The sequence below is a fragment of the Cellulophaga fucicola genome (genome assembly GCF_900119145.1).
In the GTDB taxonomy this organism is placed as follows: domain Bacteria; phylum Bacteroidota; class Bacteroidia; order Flavobacteriales; family Flavobacteriaceae; genus Cellulophaga; species Cellulophaga fucicola.
The window spans coordinates 110058-129109 of the sequence record NZ_FPIY01000005.1 but is presented as its reverse complement, the minus strand read 5'-3'; the positions used below and the strand labels follow the sequence as shown (position 1 = coordinate 129109).

Below are 19052 nucleotides of genomic sequence, written 5' to 3'. Positions count from 1 at the left end.
TTATTTAGTTTTTTAATATAGATTTTGCTCCAAATGAAGCTATTTTATGATCCTCTTCTATTGTACCACCACTAACACCAATGGCACCTATTATTTCTCCTTCTTTATTTGTAATAGGAACACCACCAGGAAAGGAAACCAACCCATTATTAGAGAGTTCTATATTATAAATAATACCTCCTGGTTGCGTAAGTTTTCCTAAGTCGCCAGTGTCAATATTAAAATAACGAGAAGTCTTAGCTTTTTTTATAGCCACATCTATACTGCCTAAAAAAGAATTATCCATACGTATAAAAGCTTTTAAATTTGCTCCTGCATCTACCACAGCAATATTTACTAAAACATCCATACTTTCTGCTTTTTCTTTTGCTGCTAAAACAGCACTTAAAGCATATTTATCTGTAATATCTGTTATGGTTTGGGCCTTAGTTATAGTAGAAGCAAATATTAGGAACAACAATAAAAACTGAATATATTTTAAGGTCTTCTTTTTTTCTACTGATTTAGATATGCTTGTATGACTTTTAAAATCAAATAATTTTCTTTTCATTGATTATTACATTTTTTAATGAATGTAAATCTCCATAATGAAAATGAAAAAAAAGTTGAACAAGTTCAACTCTAAAAAAAATTATTTCTCTGTCTTTTTAATTTTACTTAAAAATTCGTGCCTAATACCTAAGTAACCTGCTATTTGTTTATCTGTAAGTTTTAATGATATGTCTGGATATGTTTTTATAAAATACAAATACCTTTCTTTAGCTGTTAAAGAGTGGTTGCGTATTAATCTTCTTTGCCACGATACAATTGCTTTTTGAAACATAATTTTAAAAAGCTTCTCTACAATTGGTAACGAGTTACACAGTTCTTGTTTATCTTCTCTACCAATTAATAACACCTTACTATCTTCTAATGCCTCAATACTTAATTCTGATGGTGTTTGGTTCATAAAACTATCTATATCCATTAACCACCAATCTTTTGCTGCAAAATAGAGGGTATTATCATTACCATTCTTATCTATTGAAAACACTCTAAAACAGCCTTGCACTACAAAGCCCTCAAACTTACATATGCTACCTTGAGTTAATAAAAATTCTTTTTTCTTTATCTCTTTAGATGTAAAATAAGAGCTTATTTTCTCTAGCTCTTTGCTAGAAAGGTTTAAATTACCGTTTAAGTTTTTCTTTAATAATTGGTATGGCATGGTTAAAATAAGTTAGTCTAATGTAGCTAAATACTTCTCTGCATTTTTAAAGTGATTTTTTTGCTTCTCTTCAGGCATTTTATCATACATACGCACTAACATACCCAACCTAGGGTTAGACAAGAAAAAATCTCTTTGGGTGTGCATAAATCTCCAGAAGAGCCCGTCCCAAACGTCTTGCCACTCCCCTTTTTTATAGTTGCTCATTTTCATTAAATAATTGCTGCCGCTTATATAGGGTTTGGTTGCCATTAAACCGCCATCTGCAAACTGACTCATACCATACACATTGGGCACCATAACCCAGTCATAAGAGTCTATAAACAGTTCCATAAACCATTGGTATACCTCATCCGGATCAAACTCGCACAACAGCATAAAATTACTTAGTACCATTAAGCGTTCTATATGGTGACAATAACCTGTTTGTAATACTTTTTTTATAGTTTGGTCTATTGGTGGTATACCCGTAGAGCCATCATAAAAAGAAGCTGGTATTTTACGTTTAAACTTCCAAAAATTGGTTGTACGTTCCTCTGTTCCTTTAGCAATATACATACCTCTAATAAACTCTCGCCAACCAATAATTTGGCGTACAAAACCCTCTATAGAGTTAATAGGCACTTTATTTTCTTCTGCATATTTTAAAGTAGTATTTAGAATCTCTTTTGGTGTTATTAACCCAACATTTAGCATTGGTGTTAAAACACTATGGTTTAGTATAGAGTTCTCTGCCACAATAGCATCTTCATACACTCCAAACTCCATAAAACGCTGATCTAAAAATTGCTGCAACCAATCTTCTGTTGCTTTAAAATTAGTAGGATAAAGAGACAGCTCTGTTATTACTCCTAAATGATTCGAAAAATGCATTTCTACATATTTCTTTGCCTCTTTGTAATAAACATCTACATCTGGAAACTGAATAGATGGTGGTGTTTTTTTAGCAGGATATTTTTTGCGATTCTCTGCATCATATGTCCATTTACCACCTTCTGGGTCTCCGTTTTCATCAATAAGGATATCTAATTTTTTACGCTGTTCTTTGTAAAAAGTAGTTTGGTGGTATTTTTTTTTGTCTGTGGCAAAAAATGATGCTAAATCTTTTTCAGAATTTAAAAATAAAGGTGACGTATGCACTGTAGTTTTTATTCCTGCTTTTTCAGCACTTTCTTCAATTCGTTTTTTTAACCAATTATCCGTAGGGTCTATATAGTTTATATAACTAATGCCTTCTTCTTTTAATGCAGGGATTAATTCTCTAACATCAGCAATAACTTCTGTTGCATTTACATAGGTTACATTATAACTTTTTTCATCTCTTAAAAAATCTAAATACCATTTCATTGTAGCCCTATGAAAAGCTATTTTTTGTTTATGAAAAGGATACTGTTTAAAAAACAAGAACTCTTCTACCAGATAAATAGGACCTTCTGTTTTAAAAAGAGGAGACTCTTTAAATAATTGATGAGGAAAAATTATACTTATACTTTTCATTTATTTCTTTTAAAACTCTTTCTGTAAAATCTTGTGAAATATTCTCAATACTTTTATCTACTATCCTAGTGCTATTCATCTTTTACACGAAAACAAACTTTAAGCATTTGGTATAAATCTGGATGTTTTTTCTTCATTAATTTAGGTCTTTCAAAAAAGTATTCTGAAGCTACTGCTAAAAATTCAGCTTCATTAGTCCCTCCATAATTTCTAATATCAGATGTATTATTATTTATGTCCTCCATTTTTTTATGTATGGTTTTTAACCAAGGAATAACATAAGGCTCTTGTATTAACCTTTCTGGTACACCGTCTATTATACCATCTTGTTTATCTATTAAATGTACAAACTCATGAATACCGGTATTGTGTATATGCAATTTTTTCTTAAAACCACTATGAAGTGCCTTTCTAGACAAAAGCATTTGATTCTTAAATTGTCCGTTACCAACCATACCTGCAATTTGCCTGTTTTCATCGGTTTGAGCAAAACCTAAATCTTCATTAAAATGATCTGGATACACTAGTACCGTACTTAAACTTTTGTAGTACCATTCAGGAAAATTAAAGACTGGAATAACAGCGCTAGATGCAATTAATATTTTATCAAGATCATCTAACTCAAAACCTACGCTGTCTAAGTGAACTTCACTTAAAAACAACATCATACGACTCTGAAAACGTTTTTGCTCTGCAACAGGTAAATTTTTATAAAAATGAACATGTTTAATTAATAGATTATGCCAATTGGCAGGGAAAACCTCAACATCTTTCTTTCTTGTAGAAATAAAACCATAAATAACAAACCCTATTAACAGTAAAAATCCAATACCGTATATCATATCTATTCTTATTTTTTTGTAAAAGTATTCTACTTTCTTTTATTTACGTGTGTAGCCAGTATTCTATTTTTTTCTTGTTGTACTGCAGGATGATTTTTGTGACTCCAAATTTTATCTCTTGCTACTTTAGCACTTTCTTGTAAATCTACTATTGGCAACGGATAATGCTCACCAATAACAACTCCACAAAAGTCTGCTCCATCTGTGTCATTTTCCAAGGTTCATGTATATAACTTACAGGAACATTAGCTAATTCTGGAACCCATTTTTTAATAAAAACACCTTCTGGATCGTGTTCCATAGAGTTTTTTACAGGATTGTATAGGCGTACCGTATTAACACCTGTAGTACCAGCCTGCATTTGAAATTGGGGGTAATGTATACCTGGTTCATAATCTAAAAATTGTCTCGCTAAATGATACGTACCTTCTCGCCAATCCTGGTCTAAGTTTAACGTTAAAAACGAAACAACCATAGCTCGCATTCTAAAATTAATCCACCCTGTTTCTTCTACTGCTCGCATACAGGCGTCTATTAGCGGATAGCCTGTAGTTCCTGTTTTCCAAGCTTTAATAAAAGAATCGTTTTTAGGGTGATCTAAAAGTTCGTAACCTTTATTTATACATTGGGTTTCATAAGAGCATTCTACTTCGAATTTTTGAATAAAATGACAATGCCAATGCAACCTTGTAAGCATTGCTGAAAATGCTCTGCTATTTTTTGTTCCATTAGGGTGAGTGCCAACAAACTGAAAAGCTTGTTTTATACTTATATTTCCCCAAGCCAAATAAGGAGACAATCTACTACAAGAAACTCTACTCTCTGCAGGTTTAGATATGTGTCTTTGATAGTTAAAACCCCTTTTTGATGCAAAAGATTTTAAATACCGCCAAGCATTAAATTCGCCAGCTGGTTGGTATTGTCTTGGGTATTCTTTTAATTTTTTAACCAACTCTTCAGGTAATTTAAAAGAGTGCTCTAATTCTATATTTTTAGAAAACGAATAGTTGTTTTTAATAACTGGCAAATGCATTGTTTTATGCCATTGGGTGTTCCAATCTTGTCTATTTTTTATACCTCTTAAAATACCATCTCTTTGAGATTCTTGCCAAATAATATTTTGTTGTTTACAAAACAGCGTTACTTCTTTATCTCGTTTCCAAGTACTTAATGTTCCGCTTTCTTGATAGCTAAATATATTTTTAATCTTGAACAACTCATTTAAATAATTAAAAACATTAAGAACTTCTGCATAAAAAACAACAACCTTTCTATTATAAGACTCTAAAACACTATTTAAGGCTTCTATAGAATAATAAATAAATTGTAAGTGGCGTAGGCTTGTATCTGGGTATGTAATTAAACTAGGCTCTAATACATATATAATATAATACGGAACACCTGCTTGCTCTGCTTTAAGCAATGGCTCGTGATCCTGAGAGCGTATATCTCTTTTTAGCCAAACAATATTTATGAGATCTTTTTTCAAATAATTAAGCTCTTATTAAATGCTTTTAAAATGGAATTTGATTTTCTTTTCTGTATAATTTTCTTATTATACTTTCTCCCAAATTTGTTCTACATTTAAGTAAAAACTCCCCATAAAATTAAAGTTACATTCGTCTGGTTTTATAATAGACAAGAAGGTTTCATTATTCTCTCTTTTGTACAAGTGATATGTTTGACCAATTATTGGCTCAAAAGTAAACTTAGCTTCAAATATAAGTTTGTTATACTCAAACTGCTGTATCATACTATCATACTCTGCTTTTAGTTCAGAATACCTTGCCTCTAATTTATGGTTTACTTTATTTATGCTTCTGTTTTTCCAAGCAATATTATCTGTAGTAGTAATTACTGGCGCACCAACAGATGTAGCATACGGTTTTAAAGCCGCATCATACTTTTGTGTTTCTGTATTAAAAACTACACTATCTGGTTTTTTATCTTCCTTCATTTACAATAACCTGTTTATCAATATTTAAAAAAATAATTCTAAATAATTACTCTTTTACCTTATAAAGATAAGCATTGTATCATAATTAATATACCTAAAAGTGAACTAGCGTTCTTATAAAATTGTTAATTCTACGCTCTTGTAATTAGATTTTGGAGCATCACAAACCGCACACTTGTAATCTATAGGTAAGTCCTTAAAAGCTGTATTTTTTTTAATATTAGCTGTAGCATCTCCGTATTCTTTGTCATAAACTGTAAAGCAAGATATACATTGGTGTACTACTTTTGCTAACCGCTCTGTGTTATTACTATCTTCTTTAATTACAACCTCTGCACGCCCTAATTGTTTAAAATACTTTTTGCTAAGCTCCATTAGTAAACCTGGCAATTCTATTTTATCTACGTCTAGTGCATATGCTTTGTATATATGTGTATTGGGATCAAAATTTTTAAAATGTAGCACATTATAAGTTGGTCTTATTACAAAGTCTTTTGCAATAGTTGGGATTGTATTTTTCTCTATAATTACAGAAGCAAAATGGGTTCTTTTTCCTGACTCATTACTTAATCCAAAAGTTAAACCATACGTACTAATATCATTCTGATTTAAACTTAAAACTAAAAAGTTTTTTAATTCTAAAGCCTCTAAATCATCTACTGGCAAATGCCAATTCATCTCTAACTGAGAGTGTCTTATATTTATTCCTCTTTGACCCAAAAAACGCTCTAAGCCGGGTCTGCTTTGCTTTTTTATCCCTTTTACAATAAAAGATTTCCAAGGAGTAATGCATATTTTACCTATTCCGTTATCTAAACAAAAGCCGCAAAATTCTTTTAAAAATTTTAAATCGTACTTATTATTTCTCCAATACAAACCAAGCCAATATTGATCTAACCCCATCCGATTCATCCCCTCATAATAAGGAAAAGTTAGGTATGGCACCTCTAAATCTTTTTCTATGGTTTTATTATTAGCATCTAATTTTTTACTTAAAAAAAAGAATAATTCTTCTACGTTTTCTACATCTTCATAAATATCTTCAATAGCTTTAGATACTATATCTATATCCCAACTATAAATTAACACAGGGTAATAATCTCCTTTTTCCCAGTGTGGCAATTTTACATTTAAGTACCAATAATCTTCATTTTCTGATGCTATAAAATTTAAATTTCCGCTAAAAATAGGTACTAAACGTTGTTTAGGGTCTGTGATGTTTATTTTTAATTTAGGCAGATAATTAAAACGTTCTAAAATGTATAAAAAGGTAGATCCTTTTAGCCAAAAAGTCATATCAAAAATATCTGCGCATACATATGAAGAAACTATATTTTGATATGAACGAGTACCTACAATATCTGTATTATACTCAGATATACGCTCTAACTGCTCTTCTTTAGCATTCTCTAACGGAAACAACAAATCTTGCCTAGATCCAAAAAAAACTTCTTTTAGGCCTGCCGTTTCTAGCATTGTAATTATGTCTTTTAATTCTCCAGGAGATGTTACTCCTCCTTTTAATAAAATTCTATGTAAATCATCATTCATAAGTAGACTATTAATTTGCTAGTTGAAGTTGGCTATTTAGTATTTCTTTTATTTCTGGTTTACAGCTGCCACATCCCAAACCAGCGCCTGTTTGCGAACATAACTTAATAAAATCTGTACAACCACTTTGTACCGCTTCTATAACATTACCCTCACCTACCTGACTACAAGAACAGATTAACTTGCCTTTTAGCGGAGCCGAATTAGATGCTCCTCTTAGCAACTCATTTCGCTTTTCAGATAGCTCTATTTCCTCTTCAATTAAACGCTTAAATTCTGCAAACTCATTTTTATCACCCATTAAAATAGCTCCCTTTAATGTATCATCTTTAACAATGCATTTTTTATAAAAACGTTTGCTTACATCCATTAAAATAATTTCCTCATAACTAGTATCATCTGCTGGAGAATTTACCATACCAATGCTACACAGATCTAAGTTTTCAAACTTTAAAATATTCATTAAAACAGAACCATTGTAAATACTGCTAAAGTCTCCTAAGATATAATTAGCAGCAATATCTGCTTGTTGTTCTGCTGCAGATGTAATTCCAAAAAGTGAGTTTCTAAATTCTGCTATTTCGCCCAAAGCAAAAATAGATGGGTTACTAGTTTGCAAATATGAGTTTACAACGACACCTCGTCTAGTTTTTAGTTTTGTTTGTTTTGCTAATTCTATATTTGGTCTTGTACCAATGGCATAAACTATGGCATTACACTTAATAGTTTTGCCCGTTTTTAAATTCACCAAAATGGTATGACTACTTGTTTTTTCTTCAAAAACGGTACTCACTTCATTATCAAAATATAAATTAATTCCTCTTTCTAAAACATCTTGCGCTAATAATCTACTAGCTACACTATCTAACTGACGTTCCATTAACCTTGGTGCTCGTTGTATAATACTAATGTTTACATTTATCTTTTTTAAAGCAGCAGCTAGCTCTAAACCTAAAAGTCCGCCACCAACTATAACAACGTGTTGCTCCTCATTTGGCAAACCTGTTTCTCCTAGATATTTTTTTAATTTATCTGCATCTCCACGTTCTCTCATTGTAAATCTCCCAGGAAGATTTATTTGTACATCACTAGGTACAAAAGCCCTACTACCTGTTGCCATAATTAGCAGATCAAAACTATGAGACACACCATTACTGTCTATGACTTGCTTATTTTCATCATCTACCTTAGAAATTCCTATTCCGGCATGCAGACTAACATTTAACTTCTTTAACTCACCCTTTTTAAGTTTTTCTAATGCCTCCCAAGACAACTCATCACTAACATATTCTGGTAATAAAACTCTATTATAAAAAGGATCTTCTTCTTTAGAGAACACGTGTAGTTCATCTATTCTATTTTTTTCTCTATAAGATTGTATAAATCTATATGCAGCTGCACCTGCACCAATAACTACGACTTTCTGTTTTGGCTTTACATACTTTTGAACCTGTACGGCACAATATTTAAAATCGGGTTCTTTAGATACAGGATCTACAATATCGTTAGTAAGATTATTTGCCCTTCCAAAATCGTTATTTAATATTTTACCCCAGTGCATTGGTAAAAAAACTACCTGCTCACGAATATCATAATTAATGGTTACTTTAACCTGTACCTCTCCACGCCTACTTTTAATTACTGCTATATCACCTTCTTTTAGTTTTCTTAAAAAGGCATCTATCTTATTCATTTCTAAATATGGAGCAGGTATATGGGTTAATAAACGTTTTACCTTTCCTGTTTTAGTTCTTGTATGCCATTGATCTCTAACCCTACCTGTATTCAGAATTAAAGGGTAGTCAACATTTATTTCTTCAGATTGATTGTAAATTTCCGCAGGTGCATTAAAATGTGCTTTGGTATCTGTAGTATTAAAGACAAAGTCACTAAACAGTCGTGGTGTTCCTGGGTGATTATTATGTGGTACAGGCCATTGAAAGCTTCCTTCGTTCTTTAGTCTATTATACGATAAACCAGAAATATCTATGCTAGTGTCTTTGGTTAACAAACAATACTCGTCATAAACCTCACTTGCATTATTATAATTGAAGCCAGAATACCCCATCTCTTGTGCAAAACGCCATAATATTTCTGCATCTGGTAATGCCTCACCTGGCGCATCTATAACCTTTGGCAGGTAACTAATTCGCCTTTCAGAATTAGTCATAGTACCTTCCTTTTCTAACCAACCAGCAGCAGGTAAAAGTAAATCTGCAAATTCTGTTGTTTCAGAATTATGAGAGATATCTTGAACAACCACAAAGCTTGCTTTTTTTAAAGCACGTTCTACCTTGTTAACATTAGGCATACTTACTGCCGGATTTGTACAAATAACCCAAACGGCTTTTAGCTTCCCCTCATCTAAGGCATTAAACATTTCTGTGGCCGTATAACCTGGTTTGGCTTGTATTTCTTTACCTCCCCAAAAATCTGACACCTCTTTTCTATGCTCTGGATTATTTAAATCTTTGTGCACTGCTAATAAATTAGCCATTCCACCAACCTCGCGCCCACCCATAGCATTTGGTTGCCCTGTTAAAGAAAATGGCCCAGAGCCTGGCTTGCCTATATGCCCTGTCAGTAATGATATGTTTAGTAATGATACATTTTTAGAAACACCAATTACACTTTGGTTAAGGCCCATTGTCCACATACTAATAAAGCCTTTTGCATTGCCTATATAAAGTGCTGCTTTTTTAATATCCTCTGCTTTTATTCCGCATTTCTTTGCAGCAGCATTTATTGTTAATTGAAAAGCACTTGTCTTGCAATCTTCAAAATTAACTGTGTATTTTTTAATAAAGTTTTTATCTATTTTCTTTTTCTCTATAAGTATGCGCGCGATAGCGTTAAAGAGAATTACATCTGTACCTGGTAAAATTTGTAAATGCAAATCTGCAGACGCACAAGTTTGTGTTTTTCTAGGGTCTACTACTATTATTTTTACATTAGGATTTTGTTCTTTATGCTTTTCTAATCTCCTAAATAATATTGGGTGACACCAAGCTGGGTTTGCTCCTGCAATTAAAAAACAATCTGCCAATTCTATATCTGCATACGCAATAGGGACTGAATCTTCCCCTAATGCTTTTTTATACCCAACAACAGCAGAACTCATACACAAGCGCGAGTTGGTATCTATATTATTGCTTCCTATAAATCCTTTTATTAATTTATTAGCCAAGTAATATTCTTCTGTTAAACACTGGCCAGACACATAAAAACCAACACTATCCGGACCGTGCTTATCTATAATACTTTTAAAAACAGCGGCTGCTCTTTTAAAGGCATCATCCCAAGAAACTCTTTGTAATGGATGGTTTTTACTCCAGCGCATTTCAGGGTATAAAATTCGATCTGTAGTATCTTGGGCTACATAGTTTAAATTTTTACCTTTAGAACAGAGCATACCTTTGTTTACTGGGTAATCTTCATCACCCTCTACTGTTAAAACACCTTTAGCATCTTTCTCTACTATTATTCCGCAACCTACTCCGCAATAAGAGCAAATAGTTTTGTGTTTTGTATTGTTTTGCATAGTTCTAAATCTAGATGTATTAACATCATTTTTATACTATGGAAAGATACTAAATTACGTATTAATACGTAGTGATGATTTCACAATAATTGGGTCTTCATTTTATTGTATTTACAAATAAACCCCTTTAAAAAAAGGGGTTTAAAACATTGTTAAAAGAAGCAAAGCATGTCTATAAGTTTTAAACTAAATTATACTGTTGTGCTTTTTTAGATAAATCTATAAGGTTTTTCACTTCCATTTTACGCATTAAGTTAAACCTATGCGTTTCTACAGTACGCTTACTATTTTCTAGTTTTTCTGAAATTTGCTTGTTGGTTAAACCTGTTAATACAAGTTCTAATACCTGAAGTTCCTTACTTGTTAAGTCAAAAGGATTGTTATTACTTTTAGTTGTGCTTACTGTTTCTGAAATAGACTTATTACCACTAAGCAAACTATTTACCAATACATTAGAAATATCTCCGCTAAAATATGTACCTCCTTGTTGCACAGTTCGTATAGCTTTTATAAACTCTACCTTACCCGTATCTTTTAATAAATACCCATTTGCACCAGCCTTTACAGATTTAAGAATGTATTCTTCAGAATCGTGCATAGATAAAATAATGGTTTTAGTAGCTGTCCCTTTTGTATTTAAGATCTCTACTGCTTCAATTCCATTCATTACAGGCATTCTAATATCTATAATTAAAAGATCTGGTTTTTTCTCTTCTACAATATCTATGGCTTCTTGGCCATTAGATGCTTCTGCTACTACAACTAAATCTTTTTCTTCTTCAAGCAAAGAACGTATACCGTCTCTAACTAAAGAATGATCATCTGCCAATACAATACTTATAGTGCTACTCATTAATCTAATTATTTTTACAAATATAATTTAAAAATACGTAGTTGCATACGTAATAGCATACTTAGAAACACCTCTAAAAAAACCGCCACAATCTAATTGCGGCGGCTTAGTAACAGTTATTTAATTGATGACTACTTACTTGTATTTAAAAACTTTGGCTTAATGGTTAACATAGCCCAAGCCCAGTTTTGACTTCCTGCAGCTGCATCTTCTGTAATACCTTTTAACTCATACATACCATCATTGGCAAACATTTGAGAGTACCCAATAGCTAGTCCGTATCCTTTAAATTTCTTTGCAAATACAAGATCTATTTCTGTTCCTAGAGACTTTTTTCCACTAACTAGCTCTTGTTCTCCTCTAAAATTTAAAGCCTTAACCATAAAACTAGAAGTTTCATTCAATTGAAATTTTGCACTAATATGCATATCTAATAAACCTATTGAGTTTGCATGATTCCCTACATAAAAATAGTCCATAAACCCATTAAACTTATGGTTAGTTCCGTACAATGGAAAGAAAGCTCCTGTTTCTCCTGCATCACCATCATTACCACTAATAATTTCTACTCCAGCACCCAATGTTACTTTATTAGACGTTTTAAAGCTTGCATCTAAACTTGCTAAGTAAGCACCCTTTACATCTACCTCTCCTTGTCTTTGTCCTGTTTGTAAAAAGAGATTACTCTCCAATTCTAATTTTCCCTTTTTATATGATAAATGAGTTCCAAACGTCAACAAACTACTAGTGCCATCTGGTGTTATAGCATCATTTTCATATTCCTGAAAACCATTATTTAACACCAACAAACTCCCCGAAAAAGCTTCCCAACTTTGCTTTAAATAAACATATTGCATTGTTTTGTAAGAAAAGAATCCTGTTGTACTATATGCTGTACCTACAGACGAAAAACCAGATAAATCTGCTTTATCTTGATTAAATGCCAAACCTACATCTAATAAAAAATTATCTTTTTTATATTTTAATAATGCAGCATCATGGTTCCGTGCTTGTTGTGCCCAACCTACAGAACCTAATATTCTTTGATCATCATAATCTAATGTTTGTCTACCAATTTTTGCTAAAAAACCTTCTCCTAAAGTTAGCTCTCCCCATACCTCAAAAACTGCAAAAGAATTGTTAGCATCTGCTGGTAATAATTGCCTATTTTCTCCCCAAGTCATTACATCTTGTAAACTTAAATATACTTTGTATGATTCATCTGCGTACCCAAAATTTACACGCGCCCTTGTAGATATTCCAAAACCAGCATCTGTATCTTCAGGAATTAAGTTTCCGTAGCCATGGCGGTACTCTGTTCTTGGCCTAAACTCGCCATCTATTGTAAACTGAGCAATAGTATAGTTAGAAATTAGACACACGAATCCTATAAAAAAATGTAACTTTTTCATTTTTACTTACTTTTTGATTGATTATTATTTTTGATAATAGAACTCTAATTATTTATCTGCTACTTGAAGATTTGCAGATACCGTTTCTTCTGAAGATGCAAATTTTATAGTTAAAGACAGTAACGCAGCTATTAAAATACAACCACCAATCACAAAATAACCAGCAGAAACTGCTGAGGCAGAAGCAACAGTTTGTGCTGCTTTTACCGCTTCTTCTCCTAAACTAGAAGTTGATGATATTGCTGCACTTTCTGCAACAGCAGACTTTGATTTTAATAATAATGCAGCAAAAAAAGCACCTACATTACCACCGGCTCCTACAATACCAGATATAGAACCTATTGCTTTTTTATTAACAAACGGAACAACAGAAAACGTTGCACCTTCTGCCATTTGTACGGTTAAACTAAAAGCAATTAAAAACAATATACCCACAGCTATACTTGTTGTCATAGAAAAGAAAGACAGCATTAAACCTTCTGCAGCCAAAATTACAGCCAAGAAAACTACACGACCACGAAGACCTCTTGTATTACCAAATTTATCACCAAAATAACCACCTAGTGTACGAGCAAAAATATTCATTAAAGCAAATGATAATACCAAATTCCCCGCAAAGGATCTTTCTAATCCAAACCGATTTTGAAGGTAATCATCCATTGTACCATAAACCGTTAATTCTATTCCAAAACAAGCTGCATAAACAAAGAATAAAATCCAAACTCTATAGTCTTTTAATACACTAGCAAAAGATGCTTCATCCTTTTTAAATACAGGCATTTCACCTCTTTCTTTTAATTCTGAAAAGTTACCTTCTGGAGTATCTTTTGTAAAAAAGTAATAAGCCAAACCCATTAAAAAACATAAAACTCCGGCAATAACCATACAGTAACGCCAAGCAATTTCATCTGCAACACCAAAACTGACAACCGCTGCTGCAATTAAAGGCATTCCTAAACGGTTTGCACCTCCTCCTAGATTACCCCAACCAGCCGAAGTAGCGTTAGCTGTACCCACAATGTTTGGTGCAAACATTATAGAGGTATGAAACTGTGTTATTACAAATGATGCCCCTATAAAACCTATAAACAATCTACACACTAAAAATTGCAAAGGTGTTTGCACAAATCCTAACAATATTACAGGAATTGCACCCAAGACCAATAAGTACGTATAACACAAACGAGGACCATACTTATCGCATAATTTACCAATTGCCAAACGGGCAAATACTGTTCCCGAAACTGCTAATATAATAGAGTTCCATTTTTGAGAAGGCGTTAAGCCTAAATCTTTAACTACATCTGGCATAAAAGGAACTATACCAAACCAAGCAAAAAAGCACAGAAAAAAAGCTAACGATGTTATCCAAAAAGTTCTCATTTGAATACTTTTAAAATCTCGTAAATTTAATTTTGTAGCCTTGTTAGATGTTTTACTTTTCATATCATATCAATTTAGAAGGTTAAATAATGAACTATTAACATTTCAAAAATAAGTATTAATACGTATAAGTACTTAGTTTAAAGTAAAAACAGAAGCTTAAATACGTATTTTTGTTAAAATGATAGAATTAAGCTTTGAAAAAAATCAAACTGAAAAAAAAGAAAAGTAGAAATATAGAATTTCATATTATTTGAAGAATACAAACAAAAATCAACAAGCTTAAAATAAGATAATTAGATACAAAAAAGTTCTATTCACTTCTACAATACGTAGACAAATAGGTAACCACCTTACAAACTTGAGTTAAGCACACGCTGCAATTCTTCCTCAAAAAAAGAAGGATGCTCTGCAACAACATCACCAATAACTATAATACCAGGAAGACTAGTATTTATTGTTTTCCGAACCGTTTTATAATTAGAAAGAGTACCAGTTACGCAGGTTTCCTTAGCTAAAGTTCCGTTTTGAATTACAGCAAAAGGAGTTAATTTATTCCTATATTTTGCAATTTCATTCGCAATCTCTTCAAACTTACGAACACCCATTAATAAAACTAACGTAGCTGATGATTTTGCTGCCAACATAAGGTCTTCAGAAAATGAACCATCTTTTTTTGTAGCTGTCATAACCCAAAAGCTACTACTAACTCCCCTGCGAGTAACGGGTATGCCTTGACTAGCTGGTACTGCAATAGCACTAGTAACACCTGGAATAACAGTAACCGGAATACCAAAAGATTCTACATACTCTATTTCTTCACTTGCTCTACCAAAAACAAAAGGATCTCCGCCTTTTAAACGTACTACGTGTCCATACTTATATGCACTTTCTACAATAAGTTTATTAATATCTTCTTGCACTAAAGAATGTTTGCCACAACGTTTACCTACGTATATTTTTGGTATCTCACTATCTATTTCATTTAATAATTCACTACTAACTAAAGCATCATACAAAATTACAGATGCATCTTGCAAAACTCTAAAACCTCTACGTGTTATAAGATCACTACTTCCAGGACCTGCACCAACTAAACTAACTTTTGGGGTACTTATTAATATCATAATACGTAATTATTAAAGTGATAAATTATTAATACGATAACAAAACTACGTATTTATTTCGATAAAAACAGATAAAATATACGTAATTATACTTAGTTTTGCCTTGTAACCTGATAAATACGTACGTATGAAAACCGTAATAGTAATAGGAAATGGAATGGTTGGGTATAAATTTTGTGAGAAATTTGTAGCTAAAGAAACAAATGAAGATTATAAACTTATTGTTTTTGGTGACGAACCAAGACCTGCCTACGACCGTGTTCATTTGAGTGAATTTTTCGAAAATCAAGATGCTAAAGCTCTAGAAATGGCTTCCGCAGAATGGTATGCAGAAAACGGTATAAAACTTATGATAAACGAACGTGTTACAGATATTAACCGTGAAGAAAAAACAATTACAACTGCAAATAATCAAAATTTCTCATATGATTACCTTGTTTTAGCAACAGGTTCTTCAGCTTTTGTACCTCCTATTAAAGGAGTAGAGAAAAAAGGAGTCTTTGTATATCGTACTATTGAAGACTTAGAAGGCATGCTCTCTTACGCAGCAGCCTTAAAAACAAAAAACCCTAATGCCAAAGCTGCCGTCTTAGGAGGCGGACTTTTAGGATTAGAAGCAGGGAAAGCGGTAATGGATATGGGTCTAGAGCCCCATATTGTAGAATTTGCACCTAAATTAATGCCAAGGCAGTTAGATTCTAGAAGTAGTCAAGTGTTACAACTAAAGTTAGAATCTATAGGTTTACACATTCATTTGAGTAAAGCAACCAATCAAATACTAGGAGACGATGCCATTGTAGGAATGGAATTTGGCGAGGATGATGTCTTGGATGTAGAAATGCTCGTAATTTCTGCTGGTATTCGTCCTAGAGATGAACTTGGGAAATCTAGTGGCTTAAAAATGGGAGTTCGTGGCGGCATTGTGGTAGATCATAAAATGCAAACTTCTGACCAAAGCATATATGCCATTGGAGAAATTGCCCTTTACAATCAAATGATATATGGTTTAGTAGCTCCTGGATATGAAATGGCAACAGTTGCTGTAGACCAAATTACGGGCAAAACTGATAATATCATGGCTGCAGAGATTGACATGTCTACCAAACTAAAATTAATAGGAGTTGATGTCGCTAGTTTTGGCGAGCCTTTTATGCCCGCAGCTAAAGGGCATTCTATAATTTTTGAAAATAAAACGCAGCACTTATACAAAAGAATAAATGTGAGCCTTGATGGCCAAAGATTATTAGGAGGTATTTTAGTTGGGGATGCTTCTGATTACAGCATGCTACATCAAATTTACCTGAATAGTATGCCTATTCCTTCAGATCCATCACAATTAATACTCCCTGCTGGTGATGGTGCTGCATCTTTTGGTAGCGCTATGGACTTACCAGATACTGCTGTTGTTTGTTCTTGTGAAGCGGTGACTAAAGGGCAAGTTTGCTGCTCTGTAAAAGATGATGGTAATGAAACCGTTAAAGCTATTGCTAAAGCTACCAAAGCAACTACTGGTTGTGGTGGTTGCAAACCCATGGTAACAGATCTTGTAAATGAAACTTTAAAATCTTTAGGTAAGGTTGTAAAAGAACGTATCTGTGAGCATTTTGATTATTCACGTCAAGAATTGTATGACATCGTAAAAATGAAAAATATTCAAGATTACGATGAATTATTAGACACCCATGGAAAAGGAAATGGTTGCGAAACCTGCAAACCTTTAGCAGCTTCACTATTTGCAAGTATATTTAATGAAACAGCAAATAAGCAAGATACTATACAAGATACCAATGATAGATATTTAGCGAACATTCAACGAAACGGCACCTACTCTGTAGTACCCCGTGTTGCGGGTGGTGAGATTTCTCCAAAGCAAATGATTGCTATGGGTAGAATTGCACAAAAATATGATTTGTATACCAAAATTACAGGCGGACAAAGAATAGATATGTTCGGCGCCAAACTGCATGAATTACCATTGATTTGGGAAGAGCTTATTGCAGAAGGTTTTGAAACCGGACAAGCCTATGGAAAATCGTTACGTACCGTAAAAAGTTGCGTAGGCTCTACTTGGTGTAGGTATGGTATGGATGAAAGCGTAAGTTTTGCTATAGAAATAGAAAACAGATATAAAGGTATTCGTTCTCCACATAAATTTAAAGGTGGTGTTTCTGGTTGTATCCGTGAATGTGCGGAAGCACGTGGTAAAGATTTTGGATTTATAGCTGTAGAAGGAGGCTGGAATATTTATATCGGTGGTAACGGTGGTGCAACTCCTAAACACGCATTGTTATTGGCAGAGAAAGTAGATAAAGAAACTGCCATAAAATATGTAGATCGTTTTTTAATGTATTACATACAAACTGCACAACCTTTAATGCGTACCGCCGCCTGGTTAGATAAACTAGAAGGAGGTATTGATTATGTAAAAGATGTTGTAATTAATGATTGCCTGGGTATTGTAAATCAGCTAGATACAGAAATGCAACATTTGGCAGATACCTATAAATGTGAGTGGAAAGAAGCGGTTGAAAATCCTGAAATTAGAGCAAAATACACACACTTTGTAAACTCTACTGAAGAAGATGAAAACATTGAATTTGTGTCATTAAGAGAACAAAAAATGCCAGCACCTTGGGCTTAGTAGAATAAATATTGAATTAAAAAATTAAAAAACATGATAGATTCTATTTTAAAAGAATACTCTGTAACAACACTTGAAGAAGTTACTATTTGGTATAAGGCTGCTGCAGTTACAAAATTTCCGAAAAATGGCGGTGCTTGTGTAAAGTATAATGAGAAACAAATAGCAGTTTTTAATTTTACTCGCGAAAACAAATGGTATGCTTGCCAAAATTTATGTCCGCATAAAATGGAAATGGTACTTTCTCGCGGAATGATTGGTGAAGATATGGGCACTCCAAAAGTAGCTTGTCCTCTGCATAAAAATACTTTTTCACTAGAAACAGGTGAAAATTTAAATGGCACATTAGACGCTATTGCAACATATCCTGTAAAAATTGAAGATGGTTTTGTGTATATTGGGTTTTCTAAATAGTTTTGGAACTAACCTTACCACATATGGCAATAGTAAATAAATTAGAGCAAGCTTTTATACTTTTTGATAAAGCAAATGAGCAAGATCCAAATAAAGAAATTTTTGAAGGTAAAGAATATGCTAAAGAAGTGCTCTACGCAATGCGTATGACAGAGAAATTAAACTCTTTTGCCCCTAATGCATCAGAAGTATTACAACTTACGGCACGATGCCAACATATTTGCCGTTGGGAAATTGCCCGTGATTCTTATGAAATGAACAGAACGGGCTACCTCACATGGCGTCAGGACCTAAAGAAGTTTCATGCTAAAAAAGCTGGCGAACTGCTAGAAAGCATTGGTTATGATCAGGAAACCATTCATAATGTTGCTTTTCTATTAGAAAAAAAGCAACTTAAAAAGAATGAAGAAACCCAAACTTTGGAAGATGTAATCTGCTTGGTGTTTCTTGAATATTACTTTGAACCTTTTGCCCAGAAATATTCAGAAGAGAAACTGATTGATATTTTACAAAAAACATGGCGTAAGATGTCTAAAGAAGGTCAAGAAGCCGCTTTAAAACTACCTTTATCTAAAACGTCTTTAGAGCTTGTTAGCAAAGCATTATCTTAATTTTATTTGCTTCTAT

At 33.0% G+C, this 19052-nt stretch carries 15 protein-coding genes; 3 read left to right on the top strand and 12 right to left on the bottom strand.

Features of this window, described 5'->3' with window-relative positions:
- Positions 1–4: 4 nt before the first annotated feature.
- The 12 genes from BT107_RS14990 to cobA form a co-directional block, all read right to left on the bottom strand.
- Entirely contained in the window at positions 5–550 is a 546-nt protein-coding gene (locus BT107_RS14990) for a GlcG/HbpS family heme-binding protein (protein ID WP_084639247.1), read from the bottom strand.
- An 81-nt stretch (positions 551–631) separates the two neighbouring features.
- Positions 632–1207, bottom strand: a complete 576-nt coding sequence (locus BT107_RS14985; RefSeq protein ID WP_072304648.1) for a Crp/Fnr family transcriptional regulator — start codon at positions 1205–1207, stop codon at positions 632–634.
- Positions 1208–1219: 12 nt separating this feature from the next.
- Entirely contained in the window at positions 1220–2704 is a 1485-nt protein-coding gene (locus BT107_RS14980) for a cryptochrome/photolyase family protein (protein ID WP_072304647.1), read from the bottom strand.
- A 71-nt stretch (positions 2705–2775) separates the two neighbouring features.
- Positions 2776–3546, bottom strand: a complete 771-nt coding sequence (locus BT107_RS14975) for a M90 family metallopeptidase (protein ID WP_072304646.1) — start codon at positions 3544–3546, stop codon at positions 2776–2778.
- A 148-nt stretch (positions 3547–3694) separates the two neighbouring features.
- The gene (locus tag BT107_RS14970; protein ID WP_244543134.1) at positions 3695–5035 is read right to left on the bottom strand and encodes a cryptochrome/deoxyribodipyrimidine photo-lyase family protein; all 1341 of its coding nucleotides are present in this window, start codon (positions 5033–5035) and stop codon (positions 3695–3697) included.
- A 66-nt stretch (positions 5036–5101) separates the two neighbouring features.
- Positions 5102–5503: a DUF2452 domain-containing protein gene (locus BT107_RS14965; protein WP_072304645.1), complete on the bottom strand. Its 402-nt coding sequence runs from the start codon at positions 5501–5503 to the stop codon at positions 5102–5104.
- 114 nt (positions 5504–5617) lie between these two features.
- Positions 5618–7054: a rubredoxin gene (locus BT107_RS14960; RefSeq protein ID WP_072304644.1), complete on the bottom strand. Its 1437-nt coding sequence runs from the start codon at positions 7052–7054 to the stop codon at positions 5618–5620.
- Between the two features lie 10 nt (positions 7055–7064).
- Positions 7065–10595 carry a nitrate reductase gene (locus BT107_RS14955; RefSeq protein ID WP_072304643.1) on the bottom strand — a complete coding sequence of 1177 codons (3531 nt, stop codon included), beginning with the start codon at positions 10593–10595 and terminating at the stop codon, positions 7065–7067.
- A gap of 181 nt (positions 10596–10776) precedes the next feature.
- Positions 10777–11448 (bottom strand): response regulator transcription factor, encoded by a 672-nt coding sequence (locus BT107_RS14950; RefSeq protein ID WP_072304642.1) that lies wholly within the window; start codon positions 11446–11448, stop codon positions 10777–10779.
- A gap of 131 nt (positions 11449–11579) precedes the next feature.
- Positions 11580–12860, bottom strand: coding sequence for an alginate export family protein (locus BT107_RS14945; RefSeq protein ID WP_072304641.1), 1281 nt, complete (start codon positions 12858–12860; stop codon positions 11580–11582).
- A gap of 48 nt (positions 12861–12908) precedes the next feature.
- The gene (locus tag BT107_RS14940; protein WP_072304640.1) at positions 12909–14306 is read right to left on the bottom strand and encodes an MFS transporter; all 1398 of its coding nucleotides are present in this window, start codon (positions 14304–14306) and stop codon (positions 12909–12911) included.
- Positions 14307–14596: 290 nt separating this feature from the next.
- Positions 14597–15370, bottom strand: a complete 774-nt coding sequence (gene cobA, locus BT107_RS14935; protein WP_072304639.1) for a uroporphyrinogen-III C-methyltransferase — start codon at positions 15368–15370, stop codon at positions 14597–14599.
- Positions 15371–15497: 127 nt separating this feature from the next.
- Here cobA and nirB point away from each other — a divergent pair, with 127 nt between their 5' ends.
- Genes nirB through BT107_RS14920 form a run of 3 tightly spaced genes read left to right on the top strand, consistent with a single transcriptional unit; the run spans position 15498 to position 19036 of the window.
- On the top strand, positions 15498–18011 hold the full coding sequence (gene nirB, locus BT107_RS14930) for a nitrite reductase large subunit NirB (protein WP_072304638.1): 2514 nt from the start codon (positions 15498–15500) through the stop codon (positions 18009–18011).
- A 33-nt stretch (positions 18012–18044) separates the two neighbouring features.
- Positions 18045–18425: a nitrite reductase small subunit NirD gene (nirD, locus tag BT107_RS14925; RefSeq protein WP_170854746.1), complete on the top strand. Its 381-nt coding sequence runs from the start codon at positions 18045–18047 to the stop codon at positions 18423–18425.
- A 23-nt stretch (positions 18426–18448) separates the two neighbouring features.
- A complete protein-coding gene (locus BT107_RS14920; protein ID WP_072304721.1) occupies positions 18449–19036 on the top strand; it encodes a DUF4202 domain-containing protein in 588 nt (195 codons plus the stop codon).
- The last annotated feature ends 16 nt before the right edge of the window (positions 19037–19052 follow it).

What these genes read in the sequence shown, in the direction of transcription:
- BT107_RS14985 (WP_072304648.1), bottom strand. Translation starts at nt 1,207, where the DNA reads ATGCCATACCAATTATTAAAGAAAAACTTAAACGGTAATTTAAACCTT.
- BT107_RS14965 (WP_072304645.1), bottom strand. Translation starts at nt 5,503, where the DNA reads ATGAAGGAAGATAAAAAACCAGATAGTGTAGTTTTTAATACAGAAACA.
- BT107_RS14980 (WP_072304647.1), bottom strand. Translation starts at nt 2,704, where the DNA reads ATGAAAAGTATAAGTATAATTTTTCCTCATCAATTATTTAAAGAGTCT.
- BT107_RS14950 (WP_072304642.1), bottom strand. Translation starts at nt 11,448, where the DNA reads ATGAGTAGCACTATAAGTATTGTATTGGCAGATGATCATTCTTTAGTT.
- cobA (WP_072304639.1), bottom strand. Translation starts at nt 15,370, where the DNA reads ATGATATTAATAAGTACCCCAAAAGTTAGTTTAGTTGGTGCAGGTCCT.
- nirB (WP_072304638.1), top strand. Translation starts at nt 15,498, where the DNA reads ATGAAAACCGTAATAGTAATAGGAAATGGAATGGTTGGGTATAAATTT.
- BT107_RS14940 (WP_072304640.1), bottom strand. Translation starts at nt 14,306, where the DNA reads ATGAAAAGTAAAACATCTAACAAGGCTACAAAATTAAATTTACGAGAT.
- BT107_RS14960 (WP_072304644.1), bottom strand. Translation starts at nt 7,054, where the DNA reads ATGAATGATGATTTACATAGAATTTTATTAAAAGGAGGAGTAACATCT.
- nirD (WP_170854746.1), top strand. Translation starts at nt 18,045, where the DNA reads ATGATAGATTCTATTTTAAAAGAATACTCTGTAACAACACTTGAAGAA.
- BT107_RS14975 (WP_072304646.1), bottom strand. Translation starts at nt 3,546, where the DNA reads ATGATATACGGTATTGGATTTTTACTGTTAATAGGGTTTGTTATTTAT.
- BT107_RS14920 (WP_072304721.1), top strand. Translation starts at nt 18,449, where the DNA reads ATGGCAATAGTAAATAAATTAGAGCAAGCTTTTATACTTTTTGATAAA.
- BT107_RS14990 (WP_084639247.1), bottom strand. Translation starts at nt 550, where the DNA reads ATGAAAAGAAAATTATTTGATTTTAAAAGTCATACAAGCATATCTAAA.
- BT107_RS14945 (WP_072304641.1), bottom strand. Translation starts at nt 12,860, where the DNA reads ATGAAAAAGTTACATTTTTTTATAGGATTCGTGTGTCTAATTTCTAAC.
- BT107_RS14955 (WP_072304643.1), bottom strand. Translation starts at nt 10,595, where the DNA reads ATGCAAAACAATACAAAACACAAAACTATTTGCTCTTATTGCGGAGTA.